Raw genomic sequence first — 13421 nt, forward strand, 5'->3', positions numbered from 1 at the left:
GCGTCAGATCCAGACACCCTTGCCGACGGCGACGATGCCGCCCTGACTGACTGCGAAGCGCTCCCGATCCTTTTGGAGGTCGACGCCGACCATCTCCCCCGGCCCGACGACGACGTTCTTGTCGAGGATCGCCCGGCGCACCACGGCCCCGCGCCCGACGCGTACGCCAGGATGCAGCACGCTTCCTTCGACGATCGCGCCGTCATCGATCACGACGTTGGACGACAACACCGAATTGCGCACGGACGCTGCCGAGATGATGCTGCCCGCGCCGACGACGGACTCCTGCGCGGAGCCGCCGTTGACGAATTTGGCGGGCGCCAGGTTCTCCGAGCCACCGCGGATGGGCCAGCGCTTGTTGTAGAGGTTGAAGATCGGGTGCACCGACACCAGGTCCATGTGGGCGTCGTAGAAGGCGTCCAGGGTTCCGACGTCGCGCCAATACCCGTGGTCGCGTTCGGTGGCGCCGGGAACTTCGTTGTTGCTGAAGTCGTACACCGCGGCCATTCCGTCGGCCACGAGACGCGGGATGATGTCGCCGCCCATGTCGTGGTCCGAATGGTCTTCGTCGGCATCGGCCCGGATCGCGTCGATGAGCACCTTGGTGGTGAAGATGTAATTGCCCATGGACGCGAACGTCATCTCGGGATCGTCCGGGGTCCCCGGCGGGTCGGCAGGTTTCTCCACCCAACCGCGGATACGTCCCGAGTCGTCGGCATCGATGCAGCCGAACGCGGAGGCTTCTGCCCGCGGGACGCGTATCCCAGCGACGGTGGCGCCGGCGCCGCTCTCGATGTGCGCCTGCAGCATCTGCTCGGGATCCATCCGGTACACGTGGTCGGCGCCGAAGATCACGATGTAGTCCGGATCTTCGTCGTAGATCAGGTTCAGCGACTGGTAGATGGCGTCCGCCGAACCCGTGTACCAGCGCGGCCCGAGGCGTTGCTGTGCCGGCACCGGCGTGATGTATTCGCCCGCCAGACCCGACAACCGCCAGTTCTGCGAGATGTGCCGGTCCAGCGAGTGCGACTTGTACTGCGTGAGCACACAGATCCGCAGGAACCGTGCGTTGACGAGATTCGACAGGACGAAATCGATCAAACGGTAGCCACCACCGAAGGGAACCGCGGGCTTCGCCCGATCCGCTGTCAGCGGGTACAGCCGCTTGCCCTCCCCGCCGGCCAGGACGATTCCCAGCACATGTGGCGCTTCCCTCATGAGACAAACCTATCCGCACCATCAAGCCGCGGCTAGGGCAATCGCCGAGTTTTGTGGCGGTTCTTACGTGGTATGGACGCTTGCCCGTCAAGGTATTTGAAGTTAGCGCCCCAAAGAATGCCCGTCAGGTTGACCCAATGCCTGCGCTCGCGCGCACGGACTACTACGGTCGGGCGTATGCGGGTGGCGATGATGACTCGGGAGTATCCACCTGAGGTGTACGGGGGCGCTGGCGTCCACGTCACCGAACTGGTCAATCAGCTTCGCCATCTGTGCGAGGTCGACGTGCACTGCATGGGCGCGCCCCGGCCGAACGCGATAGTGCATCAACCCGACCCGCGATTGGCGGGCGCCAACGCCGCGCTGTCGATGTTGTCGACCGACCTGGTGATGACCAATGCCGCGGGGCAGGCCGATGTGGCGCACTCGCACACCTGGTACACCGGCATGGCGGGCCACCTGGCCGGCTTGCTGTACGGCATCCCGCACGTGGTGACGGCGCACTCACTGGAGCCGTTGCGCCCGTGGAAGGCAGAGCAGCTCGGCGGTGGCTACCGGCTGTCGTCGTGGGTGGAGAAGACGGCCATGGAAGCCGCCGACGCCGTGATCGCGGTGAGCGCGGGGATGCGCGAGGACGTGCTCAAGGTGTATCCGGCGCTGGACCCGAACCGGGTGCACGTGGTCAAGAACGGCATCGACACCACCGTCTGGTACCCGGCGCCGCCCACCTCCTCGGATCCAGCCGAGTCCGTGCTCGCCGAGCTGGGAGTCGACCCGTCGCGTCCGGTGGTCGCGTTCGTCGGACGTATCACCCGGCAGAAGGGGGTGGCGCACCTGGTGGCCGCAGCGCACCGGTTCGCCCCCGAGATCCAGCTGGTGTTGTGCGCCGGCGCACCCGACACTCCGGAGATCGCCGCCGAGGTGGCGAGTGCCGTCGAACAGCTGTCGGCGTCTCGCACCGGCGTGTACTGGGTCCGGGACATGCTGCCCATCGGCAAGATCCGGGAAATCCTCTCGGCGGCAACGGTTTTCGTCTGCCCGTCGGTGTACGAGCCGCTGGGCATCGTGAACCTCGAAGCCATGGCCTGTTCGACGGCGGTGGTGGCCTCTGACGTGGGCGGCATCCCGGAGGTGGTGGCGCACGGAATCACCGGTTTGTTGGTGCACTACGACGCGACGGATGCGCCGGGATTCGAAGCCGGCATCGCCGATGCCGTCAACGCCCTGGTGGCCGACCCGCAACGCGCTGCTCAGTACGGCATCGCCGGACGCCAGCGTTGCATCGACGAATTCTCCTGGGCGCACATCGCCGAGCAGACGGTGGAGATCTACCGCAAGGTGTCGGCGTAAATCGAACCCCGCGCCTCTGCGCGGGGTTCGATCATCTTCGAGTGGACCCGCCTCAGCTGGTGACGTTCTTCAGTTCGTCGCCCAGCGCGGCGGCCTCATCGGGTGTCAGTTCTACGACGAGACGGCCACCGCCCTCGAGCGGCACCCGCATCACGATGCCACGCCCCTCTTTGGTTGCTTCCAGTGGACCGTCACCGGTCCGGGGCTTCATGGCCGCCATCGAGTGCTCCCTCCAAGTTGGACTACTCGTCCCCGTCGTGGACCATCGGCGCGCCGGGTGCTCACCCGTGTAACCAGCCGCGCCGAAAGGCCAGTTCACGAATCCATTGTTCCTTATCGGCCCCGCTACGTGTGCAAGACCCGGCCGTTAACGGTCCGCCAAGACCGGAACCCAACACGACTGCACGTGGTCGTCCACCATGCCGGTGGCCTGCATCAAGGCGTAAGCCGTGGTGGGACCGACGAATTTGAACCCCCGCTTCTTGAGGTCCCGGGCCATGGCGGTGGACTCCGGCGTGATCGCCGGGACATCAGCCATTGTCACCGGGCGGGGGCGCGCCGCCGGGGCGTAGGACCACAGCAGGTCCGACAGATCGGTGTCGAGGGCGGCCACCGCTCGGGCGTTGGCGATTGTCGCCTCGATTTTCGCGCGGTTGCGGACGATGCCGGTGTCGGCCAGCAGCCGGTCGATGTCACGCTCGCCGTATCCGGCCACCGCATCGACGTCGAAGCCGTCGAACGCCGCCCGGAAGTTGTCCCGCTTGCGCAGTATCACCAGCCAGGACAACCCGCTCTGGAACGCCTCGAGACTGATCCGTTCGAACAGCGCGGTGGTGCCCCGGAGCGGACGTCCCCACTCGTTGTCGTGATAGTCGCGGTAGAGCTGCGAGTCGCCGCTGGCCCAACCGCAGCGGGTCCGGCCGTCCTCAGCGAGCGGCATCGTCAACGGCCTCGGCGTCGAGAGCCGAGGAGTCGAGTGTGTCCCCGCGCAGCGTCGCCACTTCGGCCCGCAGCGAGTCCAGTTCCTGGCCCAGCCGGTCGAGCACCCAGTCGACCTCGCTGGTCTTGTAACCGCGAAGCGTCTGGCTGAACTTCACCGCCTCCACGTCGGCCCCGGTGACGCCGGACGCCGGCAGCACCGTCGCCGTGGTGCCCCGCGGCAGGGGCGGCAGCTGCTCGCCGCGGCCGAACACCACACTGGCCACCCCGAACAGCACAGTGGCGATCAGGATGAGTACGACCAGGTACAGCAGAACCATTGTCACGTCACCGATACTGCCTTACCGGTACGACAGGCCTGGACTACCTCATGGGGCGCAGGGTGTTCATCGGCGGTCGGTCCTCCAACGACACCCGTGACACCCGCGGCGAGAAGCCGTCACCGTCGGCGAAGAACTGTGTCAACCCGACGCCTGAGTCGGTGATCCCGCAGCGTGACAGCAGCGTCGCGATGACCTGTCTGCTCATGTCGCCGAGCGCGGTCAACGGCTGATTGCGGTGCTCGCGCACGCCGAGGTTCACCTGGGCGATGGCGTTGATCCCCAACTTGTCGTAGGTGTCGACCAGCAGGCCGATCTCCACGCCGTAGGCGGGTGCGAAGGGCACCGACATCAGCAGCTCGCGGGTGCCGGCGTACTCCCCGCCCAGCGGCTGGAACACGCCGCCGAGTTCCGGGCGCAACGCAGCCAGCATCGGGCGCGCGACCAGTTGGGTCACCCGTCCGCCGCCGTTGGCATCCTCACTGCCGCTGACTTTCAGGGGGCGCCGGTAGAAACCTTTGACCAAGTGCACCCCGTCGCGCACGAGCAGCGGTCCGACGAGATTCGGGACGAACATCGGCGAGGGGTTGATCAGGTCGGAGTCGACGAAGACGATGATGTCGCCGGTGGTGGCGGCCAGCGACCGCCACAGCACCTCACCCTTGCCGGGGTTGGGTGGAAGTTCGGGAAGTGCCTGTTCACGGCTGACGACTTTGGCCCCTGCGGCGATGGCCCGGATCTCGGTGTCGTCGGTGGACCCGGAGTCCAGCACGATGAGTTCGTCGACCAGGCCGCCGAGCATGGGTGAGATCGTGTCGATCACCGAGGCGACGGTCTCTTCCTCGTTGAGGGCGGGCAGGACCACCGAGATGGTCCGGCCTTTCTTGGCGGCGATCAGTTCGTCGACGGTCCAGGTGGGGCGGTTCCAACTGTTCTCGGCGAGCCAGGTCTCGGTGCGCATTCTGCTCTCGATGGCCAGGTCAGGTGTAGTCGTCATGCCAGTCCCCTCACCGTGCGCGTCGGTGGACGCACTCCTTGGATCGACGCGACCATTTCGAGAACGCGCCGAGTGGGTCCGACCTCGTGTACCCGAAACATTCGCGCCCCGTCGGCGGCTGCCAGGGCAGTCGCCGCCAGGGTCCCGTCCAGTCGTTCGGTCAGGCCCACCCCTAGAGTCTCCCCGACAAAATCCTTGTTACTCAGGGCCATCAGGACCGGCCATCCGGTCTTAACAAGATCTTTTACATGCCGCAACAAACTAAGACTGTGGTAAGTGTTCTTGCCGAAATCGTGCGTCGGATCGATGAGAATCCGTTCACGGTCCACACCTTTGCTCACGGCGTTCTCCGCCGCCGCGGTGACATCGGCGATCACGGCGTCCACCACACCGCGCGTGCTGGTGCCGTAGTTGACCCGGAACGGCCGGGTCCGCGGGGTGGCGCCACCGGTGTGTGAGCACACCAGGCCGGCGCTGAATTCCGCTGCCACTTCCGGCAGGCCTGGATCTGCGCCGGCCCACGTGTCGTTGATCAGATCGGCGCCGGCGGCGCAGGCCAGTTTGGCCACCGACGCACGCCAGGTGTCGACGCTGATCAACTGATCGGGGTAGGTGGCCCTGAGCCACTCGATGAACGGGACGACGCGCGCGATCTCCTCATCGGCGTCGACCACCTGCCCGGGGCCAGCCTTCACGCCGCCGATGTCGATGACGTCGGCCCCTTCCTCGACGACGCGGTGCGTGGCGGCCTTGGCGGCCTCGTCGGTGAAGGTGGCACCCCGGTCATAAAAGGAATCCGGGGTGCGGTTGACGATCGCCATGATGAGAGCACGATCAGCGGCCACCGGACGGCCCAGAAACGTCGCCTGCACGTTACCCAGGCTAACCGCGCGGGATTTGGCGTGTTCACGCTCGCTCACGGGCGTTGTCACTCCCGAAACGCACGTCAGACCGCTACCGTCAGCCCGGGGGCACACTTCGCCTGCAGGAGGGCTTGGTGGAGCTGGTCGGTCGGCGCGAGGAATGCCGCGCGGTGGAGGGCGTGCTGCACGCCGTGCGCGCGGGTAGCAGCCATGCGCTGGTGGTCAGTGGCGAGCCGGGCATCGGGAAGACGGCGCTGCTGGACGCGCTGGCGGGTCACGCCGCAGACTGCCGCGTGCTCCGAGTGACCGGCGTCGAGTCCGAGATGGAATTCAACTTCGCGACACTGCACCAGGTCTGCGCGCCGTTGACAGGATTGCGCGACCACATCCCCGGGCCAACTCATCTAGCGGGCGCTGAAAGCTACGCCAAAACCCCTGTGTCACTTCAGTATCAGTAGTCACACGGCGTGCCGTTTTGTCGGTGATTCGAACTAGTGTTCGAAGCATGAGTTCATCCGCCATCGCCGACAAGGAGGCGATGCTGGCTGCCCAGGCGCAGATCGAAGCCTTGACCGCGCAGATGAACTCGTTGTCGATCGACGCGTTCACTCCGCTGGAGTTGTTGGAACTGATGCAGCGCCGCGAAACCGTCGCCTGGATGCAGCCCACCCTGGATCACAAGGTGTATCAACGACTGAGAGCGGAATGCGCGCCGAAACAGTTGGGGGCGGCCAGCTTCAAGAAGGCCCTGGCCGCCCGGCTGCGGATCAGTGACAGCGAAGCCGCCCGCCGCCTCAACACCGCCACCCTGCTGGGCCCGCGGACCGCGCTGACCGGGGAACCGTTGGAGCCGGCGTTGCCGAACATCGCCGCCGCCCAAGCCCACGGCCTGATCGGTCCGGAGCATGTGGCGAAGGTCAAAACGTTCTTCAAGAACCTCCCGGCATCGGTGGACTTCTCGGCCCGTGAGGCCGCCGAAGCCGACCTGGCCCGCCACGCCTCGACCCTGGATGTCGACGGCTTCACCGAAGTCGCCGACCGACTGAAATACCTCCTCAACCAAGACGGTGAGTACAGCGATGTCGACCGCCAAGCCGGCCGGTATTTCACCATCGGCAAGCAGGACGCCGACGGTAACGTGCCGGTGCACGGCAGGTTGACCCCGGAGTGCGCGGCCACCCTGCACGCAGCGCAGGCGAAACTGGCGGCCCCGGGTATGTGCAACCCGGCCGATGAGGCCCCGCAGGTGGACGGGGAACCGGATCCGGAGCGCGCTCGCACCGATGCCCGCACTCAAGGCCAACGCAATCATGATGCGTTGCTGGCGATGGGTCGGGCGTTGTTGGCCTCCGGTGGCCTCGGCCAGCACAACGGGCTGCCCGTCACCGTCATCGTCAAAGCGAATCTGACCGACCTGGAGAAAGGGGTGGGCCACGGCCTGACCGCCGACGGGACGTTGATCCCGATGCCTGACGTGATCCGGATGGCCTCCCACGCCTTCCACTACCTCGCCCTGTTCGACGGGAAGGGGGTGCCGTTGCACCTGGGTCGGGCCCGCCGGACCGCCTCCCGCGGGCAGCGGATCATGCTGTTGGCCCAACACGGTGGCTGCACCATGCCTGGGTGCACCGCCTGCGGGTACCGCTGCCAGGTCCACCACGCCACCAAAGACTGGAAAGACGGCGGCGAAACCAACATCGAAGACCTCACCCTGGCCTGCGGGCCGGACAACCGGATGGTGGAAACCACCGGCTGGACCACCCGCAACCGGCCTGAGGACGGTGTCACTGAGTGGATTCCGCCCCCGGAACTGGACTGCGGACAAACCCGCATCAACGTCTATCACCACCCCGACCGAATCCTCGCCCCCGACGATCCCTAACCCGAGGGTGAGCTCAAAGCCGGCCGCCGGCAACAAAAGTCAGCGGCCGGCTCCATGCTGCCCGCAGGTCAGGGCTTCGCAAGCTCAGCCCTTCGGACGCTTCCCGCGTCCATGGGTCAGCGCTCCTTCAGGGCTTCGCAAGCTCAGCCCTTCGGACGCTTCCCGGCCGCCACCTCGTTCGGGTACTCCTCGTAGAACTCCACGTAACCCTCGTCGCGGCCGGCGAGTACATACAGCGGATCCTCGATGTCGGGTCCATAGGCTTCTTTACGTAGATCCACCTTGCGGCTCTTGAACGTCGAGGTGTGCTCGAGTGACTCCACCACCCGCACGAACAACGGCACCGCGTACGCAGGCAGCTTGCCGTAGACCGCCGCGGCCAGGGCCTTGCCATCAAAGCTCGAACCGTCGCGCAGTTTTATGGCCGCCATACCGGCCCGGCCGCCGGTGTCAGGCACCTCGACGCCGTAGACCGTGCATTCCTCGATGTCATGCAGATCGACCAGGGCGCCTTCGACCTGAGTGGTGGCGACGTTTTCTCCCTTCCACCGGAAGGTGTCGCCCAGTCGGTCGGCGAACGCGGCGTGCCCCATGCCCTGCGGGTTCATCACGTCGCCGGTGTTGAACCACACGTCGCCGTCCTTGAAGGCGTTGCGCACCAACTTCTTCTCGCTGGCTTCCTTGTCGGTGTAGCCGTCGAACGGCGACAGTTTGTTCACCGGGCTGATCAACAGCCCGGGCTCACCGGCAGGCACCTTGCGCACCCGGCCGGACTCGTCACGCTTGGGTTCGCCGGTCTCGGCGTCATATTCGACGTAGGCCAACGGCATCGGGCTGATCCCGGTGCTCCTGGGGACATTGAAGACGTTGATGAAGGCGGTGTTGCCCTCGCTGGCGGCATAGAACTCGGCGACGCGCTTGATACCGAACCGGGTGGTGAACTCATCCCAGATCTCCGGGCGCAGACCGTTACCGGCGATCACGCGCACCTTGTGCTGACGGTCGGTCGGTTTCTCCGGCTGATTCAACAGATAACGGCACAACTCGCCGATGTAGACGAAAGCTGTTGCGTCGTACCGGATCACTTCGTCCCAGAACTTCGACGCCGAGAACGACTTACCCAATGCCAGCGTCGCACCCGAGGTGAGCACCGACGACAGCGCGACCGTCAGTGCGTTGTTGTGGTAGAGCGGCAGGCAGGAATACAGCGTGTCGTCACTGCGCAGCCGCAGGCCGAGACCGCCGAAACCGGCCAGCGCGCGCAGCCACCGGAAGTGGGTCATCACACTGGCTTTGGGATGCCCGGTGGTTCCGGAGGTGAAGATGTAGAAGGCGACATCCTTGGCCAGCACCGCCGACGCCGACGCCGGGTTGGTGTTCGGCGCGGTCTCGGCGAGCCGGTGCAACTCGTCGATCGTGGTGGGCTCGGGCGCACCGTCAGACACCGCTCCGCACTCGACGATCGGCTCGACGAACTCCGCCTCGGCGATGATCACCGTCGCCTTCAACAGGCCGATGCTGTGCGCCAGCACCTCCCCGCGCTGGTGGTAATTGAGCATGCCTGCCACTGCGCCGCACTTGACGGCCGCGAGCATGGTGAGAACCGCGTCCGGCGAGTTGCGCAGCATGATGCCGACGACATCGCCGTGGCCCACACCACGCGCAGCCAGCACCGCGGCGTACCGATTGGCGGCGGCATTGGCCTCGGCGTAAGTCAGCGACTGATCCTCGAACCGGAGGAAGGTGCGGTTACCGTACTTCTCGGCCCGCTCCTGGAACACCTTGCCGATCGATGTCTTGGAAGTGGGCCTTGCCAGGAACCCCGTCGTAACCCCCCGCAGGATCTGCGGAACGTCGACCAGCACCCCCGGCACCTGGCTGACGATGTCGGTCAGACCGACAGAGGATCGGGAACCGTTCTGCTCGGACATGCGCGTGCGCCCCTCGTCTTCAGCTGCAAGGATTCGCAGGCCAGCCTAACTGCGAGGGGCAATCGTTGTTGTCATCTGGGTGCGCAGAGGTCGAGCGCCGCCTCGACATCGCGTACTACCAGCAACCGGTCCAACGCCACCGTGCTGACGTAACGGGTCTCCACCAGTCCCGCCAGCCACTCGCGGAGCCCGTCGTAATGCCCGCTGGGGTCAAGCATCACGACAGGCTTTGCGTGCATACCCAGATAGCCCGCGGTCCATGTCTCGAACAGTTCCTCGAGGGTGCCGATCCCGCCGGGCAACGTGATGAATGCGTCGGCCCGGTCTTCCATGATCTGCTTGCGCTGCCGCATGGTGTCGGTGACGATCAGCTCTTCGGCGTCGACGTCAGCGAGTTCGCGGTGCACCAGAGCTTTCGGGATGACGCCGACGGTCCGGCCGCCGTGGGCGCGTGCCCCGGAGGCGACGGCCCCCATGGCGGAGACGTTGCCTCCCCCGGACACCAACGTCCAGCCCCGGTCGGCGATCGCCTCTCCCAGGGTGGTGGCCAATTTCAGCAGGTCAGAGTGTGTCGGCCCGGAGGCGCAGTACACGCAGACCGCCCACTGCCGGTCGGGTTCTCGATCAGACTGCACCGGAGAAAACGTAGTCGGTTTGGGCCTCGAAACGCCAACGCCGCCCATAGACTCCGGCGGTGTCCATCACCGCGGCCGCTGAGGCACTGCGCACCGGTGACATGGTGCTGGCCGAGCAGCTGGCACGCGAGGCCGCGGAGCACAACGACGATCCCGAGTGCCGGTTGGTGCTGGCCCAGGCCGTCGCGTGGCAGGGCCGCGGGCGCGACGCCGAGACCGTGCTGGCAACCCTCGAGACCGATGGCCTCTCCGAAACCGAGTTGATGGCCGTGGCGCTGCCGCGGGCGGCCAATCAGTTCTGGATGCTCGGCGAACCCGAACGGGCCACCGCCTACTTACGCAACGTCCGTAACCGCGTCACCGAAACCACCGCCCACACCGTCGACGCGTTGTTGGCGACGTTCGCGATGAACACCGGTGCGCCGGTGCGCGCGCTGGACATCGCCGCCCACGTACTCGAGGCACCCGACGCCGCCGATATGGCGGTGGCGTGGGCGGCCAGCACTTCCACGTTGAGCGCCGCCCGCACCGGCCGGCTCGATCAGGTCGACGCGTTCGCCGAGCGCGCCATCGCCGCCGAACATCCTGGGCTGCTGCGCTACACCATCGGTTTGGGCCGGATCACGGCCGCGCTGCTGGCGGACGACGTGGACGCCGCCACGCGCGTCGCCCGCGAACTGCGCGACGCTCACCAACAGCAACCGGGTCGCTCCATCGCCGACGTTCTGATGGCGGTGGTGGCCATGGCCGGCGGCGACGATGACGCGGCGGCCGAACTCCTGATTCCGGCGGCGCCCAGGCTGGAACGCACCGGCTACTCATGGGGCCCGCTGGCACTGATGCTGCTGGCCACCGCGCTCGCGCGCCGTGGGCAGCTGCCCGATGCAGCAAAAGCGTTGTCGGGCGCAGAGTCTCGTCATGGCACCAAGTCGGGGTTGTTCGCCCCGGAGCTCGAGTTGGCCCGCGCGTGGCGTCTGGCCGCCGCACACCAACCCCACGACGCCATCGCCGCGGCACGGCAGGCCGCACAGACCGCGGAACGGACCGGTCAGACGGCGGTGGCGATCTTGGTGTGGCGGGATGCGGCGCGGCTCGGCGATGCCCGCGCCGCCGACGCGCTGGAGCGGCTAGCTGCTGAGATATCCGCGTAGCATGTCGACCGCCTCGGTGATCTGTCCGACGTGCACCCGCTCGTCGCGCCGATGGGCCAGGTTCGGATCGCCGGGTCCGTAGTTGACGGCGGGGATGCCGAGTGCGGCGAAGCGCGACACATCGGTCCAGCCGTACTTGGCTCGCGCCTGCCCGCCGGCGGCGTTCACCAGCGCCGCGGCGGCGGGTTGACGCAACCCGGGTAGCGCCCCGGCCGCCGAGTCGGTCTGTTCGATGGTGACGTCGAGCCCGTCGAACACCTCGCGCACATGCGCCAGCGCCTGGGCCGGGGTTCGGTCGGGCGCGAAGCGGAAGTTCACCGTCACCGACGCGGCATCGGGAATGACGTTGCCCGCCACTCCCCCGTCCACGCGTACCGCCGACAGGCCTTCGCGGTACACACAGCCGTCGATGTCCACGCTGCGCGCCTGGTACCCGGAAAGCCGGCCCAACACGTCGGAGAGTTTGTGAATAGCGTTGTCGCCCAGCCACGATCGCGCCGAATGCGCTCGCGTGCCGGTGGCGTTGATCACCACCCGCAGCGTGCCCTGGCAGCCTGCCTCGATGAAACCGTCCGTCGGTTCACCCAGCACCGCAACGTCGGCCTGCAGCCACTCGGGGAGGTCACGCTCGATGCGGCCCAGCCCGTTGGCGGCCGACTCGATCTCCTCGCAGTCGTAGAACACCAGCGTCAGGTCATGCGCGGGGTCGGTGATGGTGGCCGCCAGGTGCAAGAAGACGGCGTCGCCGGATTTCATGTCGACGGTGCCGCAGCCGTGCAGGATCTCCCCCTCGCGGCGCGACGGCACGTTGTCGGCGGCGGGCACCGTGTCCAGGTGCCCGGCCAGCATCACCCTGGTGGGCAGTCCACGGTGGGTCCGGGCCAACACCGCGTTGCCGTTGCGCACAATCTCGAAGCCGGAGGTCTGATCACGCAGGGCCGCTTCCACGGCATCGGCGATCCGGCTCTCGTGGCGCGATTCGCTCGGGATGTCGACCAGCGCTGCGGTCAAGGCGATGGGATCCCCGCGTAAGTCCAACACAATGGACCAGGCTAGTTCTCTTGCCGCGCCCTCTCTCCCCGGGCTCGTTCCTCACCCGCATCGTCGGCCCGGCTCGCTCTAGCCGCCCTGTCAGATCCAGTAGCCTGGTGCACCGTGACTGGAGCCTCGGGTATTGGTTTGGCAACGCTGGCCGCGGACGGAACGGTGCTCGACGCCTGGTTCCCGGCGCCGGAACTCGGAGATGTCGATACCGCGGGCACCACGCGCCTGTCGGTGGCCGAGGCCACCGAGGATCTGGCGGCGCTGACGGGCCGCGACGAGGATCGTGATGTCGAAACCGTGCTGGTGCGCACCTCGATCGCCTCCCTGGACGACGCGCCCACCGACGCCTACGACGTCTACCTTCGTCTCCATCTCCTGTCCCACCGGCTGGTGGCACCGCACGGCCTGAACGCCGGCGGGTTCTTCGGTCTGCTGGCCAATGTGGTGTGGACGAACCACGGCCCGTGCGCAGTCGAGGGCTTCGAGCTGGTGCGCGCCCGCCTCCGCAAGCGCGGCCCGGTGACCGTGTTCGGCGTCGACAAGTTCCCCCGGATGGTCGACTACGTGGTGCCCACGGGCGTGCGCGTGGCCGACGCCGATCGGGTGCGCCTGGGTGCGCACCTGGCCTCGGGGACGACCGTGATGCACGAGGGCTTCGTGAACTTCAATGCCGGCACGCTCGGCTCGTCGATGGTCGAGGGCCGCATCTCCGCGGGTGTCGTGGTGGACGACGGCTCCGATATCGGCGGCGGCGCGTCCATCATGGGCACCCTGTCCGGCGGCGGCAGCGAGGTGATCTCGGTGGGCAAGCGCTGCCTGCTGGGCGCCAACGCCGGGCTGGGCATCTCGCTGGGCGACGACTGCGTGATCGAGGCCGGTCTCTACGTCACCGCGGGCACCAAGGTGACGCTCTCGGACGGCAAGACAGTCAAGGCCCGCGAGCTCTCCGGTGCGAACAACCTTCTGTTCCGGCGCAATTCGCTGACCGGCGCCGTCGAGGTCGTCACCCGCGAAGGCAAGGGCATCACACTCAACGAGGCCCTGCACGCCAACTGACAGTCCTGCGCGAGCGCGCGTGTCTGTACGCCCCG

General features: G+C 67.0%; 14 protein-coding genes. 5 read left to right on the forward strand and 9 right to left on the reverse strand.

All coding sequences use genetic code 11. The features are described from left to right. Positions 1 to 3: 3 nt before the first annotated feature. Positions 4 to 1218, reverse strand: coding sequence for a glucose-1-phosphate adenylyltransferase (glgC, locus tag NL241_RS26960; RefSeq protein WP_487697120.1), 1215 nt, complete (start codon positions 1216 to 1218; stop codon positions 4 to 6). A gap of 177 nt (positions 1219 to 1395) precedes the next feature. Here glgC and glgA point away from each other — a divergent pair, with 177 nt between their 5' ends. Continuing rightward, positions 1396 to 2568: a glycogen synthase gene (gene glgA, locus NL241_RS26965; protein ID WP_494395525.1), complete on the forward strand. Its 1173-nt coding sequence runs from the start codon at positions 1396 to 1398 to the stop codon at positions 2566 to 2568. A gap of 52 nt (positions 2569 to 2620) precedes the next feature. Here glgA and NL241_RS26970 read toward each other — a convergent pair whose 3' ends face one another. The 5 genes from NL241_RS26970 to folP all read right to left on the reverse strand — a co-directional run bounded on the left by NL241_RS26970 (position 2621) and on the right by folP (position 5645). Next, positions 2621 to 2788 carry a DUF3117 domain-containing protein gene (locus NL241_RS26970; protein ID WP_005059648.1) on the reverse strand — a complete coding sequence of 56 codons (168 nt, stop codon included), beginning with the start codon at positions 2786 to 2788 and terminating at the stop codon, positions 2621 to 2623. A 147-nt stretch (positions 2789 to 2935) separates the two neighbouring features. After that, positions 2936 to 3508: a DNA-3-methyladenine glycosylase I gene (locus tag NL241_RS26975; RefSeq protein WP_487697078.1), complete on the reverse strand. Its 573-nt coding sequence runs from the start codon at positions 3506 to 3508 to the stop codon at positions 2936 to 2938. Continuing rightward, entirely contained in the window at positions 3495 to 3833 is a 339-nt protein-coding gene (locus tag NL241_RS26980; RefSeq protein WP_487697076.1) for a DivIVA domain-containing protein, read from the reverse strand. The genes NL241_RS26975 and NL241_RS26980 overlap by 14 nt, the downstream gene beginning before the upstream one ends. Positions 3834 to 3870: 37 nt before the next feature. Further along, the gene (locus NL241_RS26985) at positions 3871 to 4824 is read right to left on the reverse strand and encodes a glucosyl-3-phosphoglycerate synthase (RefSeq protein WP_487697074.1); all 954 of its coding nucleotides are present in this window, start codon (positions 4822 to 4824) and stop codon (positions 3871 to 3873) included. Next, a complete protein-coding gene (gene folP / locus NL241_RS26990) occupies positions 4821 to 5645 on the reverse strand; it encodes a dihydropteroate synthase (protein WP_487697141.1) in 825 nt (274 codons plus the stop codon). Before folP ends, NL241_RS26985 begins: the two co-directional genes overlap by 4 nt. A 176-nt stretch (positions 5646 to 5821) precedes the next feature. Here folP and NL241_RS26995 point away from each other — a divergent pair, with 176 nt between their 5' ends. After that, positions 5822 to 6145, forward strand: coding sequence for an AAA family ATPase (locus NL241_RS26995; protein ID WP_494395526.1), 324 nt, complete (start codon positions 5822 to 5824; stop codon positions 6143 to 6145). Positions 6146 to 6192: 47 nt separating this feature from the next. Continuing rightward, positions 6193 to 7569, forward strand: a complete 1377-nt coding sequence (locus tag NL241_RS27000) for an HNH endonuclease signature motif containing protein (RefSeq protein WP_494395527.1) — start codon at positions 6193 to 6195, stop codon at positions 7567 to 7569. Between the two features lie 143 nt (positions 7570 to 7712). Here NL241_RS27000 and fadD6 read toward each other — a convergent pair whose 3' ends face one another. Together fadD6 and log are read right to left on the reverse strand one after the other, a co-directional pair. After that, on the reverse strand, positions 7713 to 9500 hold the full coding sequence (gene fadD6 / locus NL241_RS27005; protein WP_494395528.1) for a long-chain-acyl-CoA synthetase FadD6: 1788 nt from the start codon (positions 9498 to 9500) through the stop codon (positions 7713 to 7715). Between the two features lie 71 nt (positions 9501 to 9571). Then, on the reverse strand, positions 9572 to 10135 hold the full coding sequence (gene log / locus NL241_RS27010) for a cytokinin riboside 5'-monophosphate phosphoribohydrolase (protein WP_487697066.1): 564 nt from the start codon (positions 10133 to 10135) through the stop codon (positions 9572 to 9574). A 59-nt stretch (positions 10136 to 10194) separates the two neighbouring features. Between log and NL241_RS27015 the strand changes: the two genes are divergently transcribed. Next, the gene (locus NL241_RS27015; protein WP_494395529.1) at positions 10195 to 11286 is read left to right on the forward strand and encodes a hypothetical protein; all 1092 of its coding nucleotides are present in this window, start codon (positions 10195 to 10197) and stop codon (positions 11284 to 11286) included. Here the strand turns inward: NL241_RS27015 and dapE are convergent. Next, positions 11263 to 12327, reverse strand: coding sequence for a succinyl-diaminopimelate desuccinylase (dapE, locus tag NL241_RS27020; protein WP_494395530.1), 1065 nt, complete (start codon positions 12325 to 12327; stop codon positions 11263 to 11265). The two genes, NL241_RS27015 and dapE, sit on opposite strands and share 24 nt — an antisense overlap. Before the next feature lie 87 nt (positions 12328 to 12414). On the opposite strand from dapE, the gene dapD reads away from it, so the two are divergent. After that, positions 12415 to 13386 carry a 2,3,4,5-tetrahydropyridine-2,6-dicarboxylate N-succinyltransferase gene (gene dapD, locus NL241_RS27025; RefSeq protein WP_487697139.1) on the forward strand — a complete coding sequence of 324 codons (972 nt, stop codon included), beginning with the start codon at positions 12415 to 12417 and terminating at the stop codon, positions 13384 to 13386. Positions 13387 to 13421: the final 35 nt, after the last annotated feature.

The organism is Mycolicibacterium sp. SMGY-1XX (assembly GCF_059132455.1).

Bases quoted from the DNA above. Each gene is read 5' to 3' on its own strand.
- NL241_RS26975 (WP_487697078.1), bottom strand. From the start codon at position 3,508: ATGCCGCTCGCTGAGGACGGCCGGACCCGCTGCGGTTGGGCCAGCGGC.
- NL241_RS26970 (WP_005059648.1), bottom strand. From the start codon at position 2,788: ATGGCGGCCATGAAGCCCCGGACCGGTGACGGTCCACTGGAAGCAACC.
- glgA (WP_494395525.1), top strand. From the start codon at position 1,396: ATGCGGGTGGCGATGATGACTCGGGAGTATCCACCTGAGGTGTACGGG.
- fadD6 (WP_494395528.1), bottom strand. From the start codon at position 9,500: ATGTCCGAGCAGAACGGTTCCCGATCCTCTGTCGGTCTGACCGACATC.
- glgC (WP_487697120.1), bottom strand. From the start codon at position 1,218: ATGAGGGAAGCGCCACATGTGCTGGGAATCGTCCTGGCCGGCGGGGAG.
- NL241_RS27000 (WP_494395527.1), top strand. From the start codon at position 6,193: ATGAGTTCATCCGCCATCGCCGACAAGGAGGCGATGCTGGCTGCCCAG.
- NL241_RS26985 (WP_487697074.1), bottom strand. From the start codon at position 4,824: ATGACGACTACACCTGACCTGGCCATCGAGAGCAGAATGCGCACCGAG.
- folP (WP_487697141.1), bottom strand. From the start codon at position 5,645: ATGGCGATCGTCAACCGCACCCCGGATTCCTTTTATGACCGGGGTGCC.